The organism is Parasphingorhabdus sp. (genome assembly GCF_049667325.1).
Taxonomy (GTDB): domain Bacteria; phylum Pseudomonadota; class Alphaproteobacteria; order Sphingomonadales; family Sphingomonadaceae; genus Parasphingorhabdus.
The window spans coordinates 1-1,681 of record NZ_JBATHY010000030.1 but is presented as its reverse complement, the minus strand read 5'-3'; the positions used below and the strand labels follow the sequence as shown (position 1 = coordinate 1,681).

At 56.6% G+C, this 1,681-nt stretch carries 1 protein-coding gene; it reads left to right on the top strand.

Annotated elements, in window-relative coordinates; all coding sequences use genetic code 11:
- Positions 1-1,210: pyridoxal phosphate-dependent decarboxylase family protein (locus WBM93_RS01305; RefSeq protein WP_424427375.1), on the top strand; the 1,210-nt coding region annotated here is incomplete at its 5' end.
- Positions 1,211-1,681 lie beyond the last annotated feature (471 nt).

Here is a 1,681-nt window from a genome sequence, read left to right as displayed (position 1 = left end):
GGTTCACGGATCGGGCACACCGGGAAACCTGATTGCGGACATTGCCGCATCCGCCATGAATGCCAATCTCGGGGGGCGGGATCACGGAGCGATGTATGTGGAAAAACAGGTCATTGACTGGTGCCGGGACCTTTTCGATTTTCCACCGGGTTCCAGCGGGCTCGTGGTCTCGGGGACATCGATTGCCACAATCATCGCGCTAAAGGCTGCACGCGACCGCTGTTTTGCTTTTGCCAGTCGGCAGAAGGGACTCGGCGGGCAGCAGCTGGTGGGCTACACATCAACCCAAACCCACACCTGTGTTTCGCGGGCCTTTGACATTCTCGGCATTGGCTCGGACGCGTTGCGCAAAATTCCGGTAAATAGCCGGTTCGAGATGGATATTGAGGCGTTGAAAAAGGCAATTCAGGCGGATCGGTCAAATGGTCTGAGGCCCTTTGTCGTCATTGGCACAGCAGGTTCTGTGAATCTCGGGGCTATCGATGATCTTATGGCAATCAGCGCCATTGCCAAGGCCGAGAATCTCTGGTTTCACGTCGATGGTGCATTTGGGGCGTCAGGCGTGCTGAGCAAAAAATTGAAACCCCGTCTGGAAGGAATTCACCATGCGGATTCTCTTGCTTTCGATTTTCACAAATGGATGCATGTGAATTACGACGCGGGGTTCGTGCTGATCCGCTCGGAAGAGGATCACCGCCACGCCTTTTCAGAACGCCCCGACTATCTGAAAGGCGCTGAGCGAGGGCTGGCGGCTGGCAATCCCTGGCCGGTTGAATATGGGCCCGAGCTTTCCCGAGGATTTCGCGCTCTGAAGATCTGGGCGCAGCTGAATGAGCATGGATCAGAAAAATTCGGTCTCCTGGTAGATCAGAATTGCGAACAGGCCGCCTATCTCGGTGAACTTGTTACCGCTCATGAACAGATGGAAGTGTTGGCGCCGGTAACGATGAACATCTGCTGTTTCCGTTATGTATGCCCGGGTCTGGATGCCAAGGCCCTGGATGCGCTCAACGATGAAATCGTCATAATTCTCCAGTTGGAGGGAATCGCCGCGCCTTCAACCACGCTGATAAACGGTATTAATGCCATCCGCGTTAACATCACCAACCACAGAACAAAATTTTCTGACCTCGAGCTTTTGGTCAGGGAAGTGAAGCGAATTGGCGACCAATTATACGAACAGGAGAAAACCGAACGCGCAAATCGTTGATCGCCAACAAAGCCCGAGGTCAATTCGATATTGCCGGCCCGGACGTCACTGTGTCCCACAATCTGGTCACCCCGGGTCGACGCCTGTGCATTGAGCAGTAGAGGATGATTTCCAGGGCCGGTAGGGCGGATGAGCCGAAGGCGTTATCCGCCGAATGTGGTTACCCTGCGGCAGAAGACGCTGCGCTTTCCTGCCCTGCGCGAGCTCAATGCCCTTGACGGTGAGCCCGTGTAGGGCGGAAAAGCGTAGCGCCTTCCGCCGCATGCAATCGTTCGACAGCCAGCATACTGCTGCGCGGAAGTCCAACCAGGTCGGGGCACCACGGAGTCCAATGTCCTTGCCGGTGAGCCTGCAGGTGAAGGGCCGGTCGCTCGCACGACGCGCCAAGCGCCCTTCGAATCCGAGTAACGAGTGGTTGTTTGCCGTCCGGTGCGTGCGGGGCGAGCGAGCGCCCCGGATGTCGTTCCATCC